At 61.2% G+C, this 3343-nt stretch carries 2 protein-coding genes; both read left to right on the top strand.

Annotated elements, in window-relative coordinates; all coding sequences use genetic code 11:
* Positions 1–298, top strand: a 298-nt coding sequence (locus RR51_RS28260) for a recombinase family protein (RefSeq protein ID WP_039615461.1), incomplete at its 5' end; no start/stop codon positions are given.
* Positions 282–3311, top strand: a complete 3030-nt coding sequence (locus RR51_RS28255) for a Tn3 family transposase (RefSeq protein ID WP_024015041.1) — start codon at positions 282–284, stop codon at positions 3309–3311. The genes RR51_RS28260 and RR51_RS28255, both read left to right, overlap by 17 nt.
* Positions 3312–3343: the final 32 nt, after the last annotated feature.

Here is a 3343-nt window from a genome sequence, read left to right as displayed (position 1 = left end):
GCCCTCGGGCGAATTCCTGTTCCAGGTGTTCGGTGCGCTCGCGCAGTACGAGCGCGCCTTGATTCAGGAGCGCGTCGTCGCGGGCTTGGCCGCCGCACGCAAACGCGGCCGGATCGGCGGCCGGCCGCAGGCGATCACTGGTGAGAAGCTGGACGCCATCGTCGCCGCGCTCGATGGCGGCATGTCTAAGGCGGCGGTGTGCCGCAACTTCAATGTCAAGCGCACTACGTTGATCGAAACATTGACGCGAGCAGGTTGGCGTGGTGCGGGAAGGACGGTCGATGAGCAACAAGAATAAGCTACTCACCGTCTTTTCTGACGCAGAGCAGGAAGCCTTGTACGGCCTACCGGACTTCGACGATGCTCAGCGGCTGGAATACCTGGCGTTGGCCGAATCTGAACTGGCGTTCGCCAGCAGCCGGCCTAGCCTGCAGGCCCAAGTCTATTGCGTCTTGCAGATCGGCTACTTCAAGGCCAAGCATGCTTTCTTCCGCTTCGATTGGCATGAGGTCGAGGACGATTGCGCCTTCGTGCTGAGTCGCTATTTCCACGGCGAAGCGTTCGAACGCAAGGCGATCACCAAGCATGAGCACTACAGCCAGAGGGGTCAGATCGCCGAACTGTTCGGCTACCGGTCGTGGGCGGCTAGCTTCCTGCCGCAACTGGCACAGCAGGCTGAACAGATCGTGCGGCGCGACGTAATGCCAGGATTCGTGGCCGCCGAACTGATCGTTTGGCTCAGCGAGCACAAAATCATCCGGCCCGGCCACACCACCTTACAAGAGCTGGTCAGTGAAGCCCTGTCCACCGAACGCAGGCGCTTGGGCGGCTTGCTGGCAGAAGTGTTGGACGAATCGGCCAAAGCTGCGCTGGGCCAGCTCCTGGTGCGTGACGACACCCTGTCTCAACTGGCAGCGCTCAAGCAGGACGCTAAAGATTTCGGCTGGCGTCAGATGGCAGGGGAGCGCGAGAAGCGCGCCACGCTGAAGTCCTTGCACGGGATCGCCAAGGCGCTGCTGCCCAAGCTCGGCATCTCGCAGCAGAACCTGCTGTACTACGCGAGCCTGGCGAACTTCTATACCGTCCATGACCTGCGCCACCTGAAGGCGGAGCAGACCCGGCTCTACCTGCTGTGCTATGCCTGGGTACGTTACCGGCAGCTCACCGACAACCTGGTCGACGCGATGGCCTTCCACATGAAAAAACTTGAGGACGAGAGCCGCACGGGTGCGAAACAGTCCTTTGTCGCCGAACAGCTGCGACGCCATCAGGAAACGCCGCAGGTTGGCCGCCTGCTGTCGCTGTACGTGGACGACAGCGTGGCCGATCCGACGCCGTTCGGCGAGGTGCGCCAACGCGCCTACAAAATCATGTCCAGGGAATTGCTGCAAAACACGGCGCAGCGCATGAGCGTCAAGCCACTGAACAAACTGGCGCTGCACTGGCAGGCGGTGGACGGCCTGGCCGAACGCATTCGACGCCATCTACGGCCGCTGTACGTCGCGCTCGACTTCGCCGGCACGGCCCCCGATAACCCATGGCTCGCGGCGCTGACTTGGGCCAAGAGCGTGTTCGCCAAGCAGCAGCGCCTATCACAACGGCCACTCGACGAATGTCCGGCGGCAACGCTGCCGAAACGCTTGCGTCCGTACCTGCTGATGTTCGATGCCGAAGGCACGCCGACAGGCCTGCATGCCGATCGTTACGAATTCTGGCTTTACCGTCAGGTCAGGAAACGCTTCCAGGCGGGCGAGCTCTACATTGACGATAGCTTGCAGCACCGGCATTTGTCCGACGAGTTGGTTTCGATGGACGAGAAAGCCGCCGTGCTCGCGCAGATGGACATCCCCTTCCTGCGGCAGCCGGTCAGTGCCCAGCTCGATGCACTGGCGACCGAGTTGCGTGCGCAATGGGTGGCGTTCAATCGCGAGCTGAAACAGGGCAAGCTGACGCACCTGGAATACGACAAGGACACGCAGAGACTGACCTGGCGCAAGCCCAAGGGGGAGAACCAGAAGGCGCGCGAGCAAGCTCTCTACGAGCAACTGCCATACTGCGATGTCGCCGACGTGTTTCGCTTCGTCAACGGCCAGTGCCAGTTCCTGTCGGCGCTGACACCATTGCAGCCACGCTATGCGAAGAAGGTAGCCGACGCCGACAGTCTGATGGCGGTGATCATTGCCCAAGCCATGAACCACGGCAACCAGGTTATGGCACGTACCAGCGACATCCCGTACCACGTCCTGGAGAGTACCTACCAGCAGTACCTGCGCCAGGCGACGCTACATGTGGCCAACGATTGCATCAGCAACGCCATCGCCGCACTGCCGATCTTCCCGCATTACTCGTTCGACCTCGATTCGTTGTACGGTGCCGTTGATGGGCAGAAATTCGGCGTCGAGCGACCAACTGTGAAGGCGCGCTACTCGCGCAAATATTTCGGCCGCGGCAAGGGCGTCGTCGCCTACACGCTGCTGTGCAATCACGTGCCGTTGAACGGCTACCTGATAGGCGCACACGAGTACGAGGCTCACCACGTGTTCGACATCTGGTACCGCAACACGTCGGACATCGTGCCGAGCGCGATCACCGGCGACATGCACAGCATCAACAAGGCCAACTTCGCCATCCTGCACTGGTTCGGACTTCGTTTCGAGCCGCGCTTCACCGACCTCGACGACCAGTTGCAGGAGCTGTATTGCGCCGATGATCTGGCATTGTACGAGAAATGCCTGATCCGGCCGGCTGGCCAGATCGACCGGCAACTCATCGTCGGTGAGAAGGCGAACATCGACCGAATCGTCGCCACACTGGGCCTGAAGGAAATGACGCAGGGCACGCTGATCCGCAAGCTGTGCACCTATACGGCGCCGAACCCGACGCGGCGCGCAATCTTCGAGTTCGACAAGCTCATCCGCAGTATCTACACACTGCGCTACCTGCGCGACCCGCAACTGGAGCGTAATGTTCACCGCTCGCAGAACCGCATTGAGTCCTATCACCAGCTACGCTCGACCATCGCCCAAGTCGGTGGGAAGAAGGAATTGACCGGCCGCACCGACATCGAAATCGAGATCAGCAACCAGTGCGCCAGGCTGATCGGCAACGCGATCATCTTCTACAACTCGGCGATCCTGTCCCTGCTGCTGACGAAGTACGAGGCAGCTGGCAATGCCAAGGCGCTGGCGTTGATCACGCAGATGTCGCCAGCGGCCTGGCGGCACATCCTGCTGAACGGGCATTACACCTTCCAGACTGACGGCAAGTTCATCGACCTGGATGCGCTCGTGGCGGGACTGGAGCTGGGCTGACGGAAATTTCTGGGATTCCGGCGTACAACCCC

This window comes from Pseudomonas sp. C5pp, assembly GCF_000814065.1.
Classification (GTDB): domain Bacteria; phylum Pseudomonadota; class Gammaproteobacteria; order Pseudomonadales; family Pseudomonadaceae; genus Aquipseudomonas; species Aquipseudomonas asiatica.
Note: the sequence above shows the minus strand (reverse complement) of the source record. Positions and strands in the feature narration are given on the sequence as shown.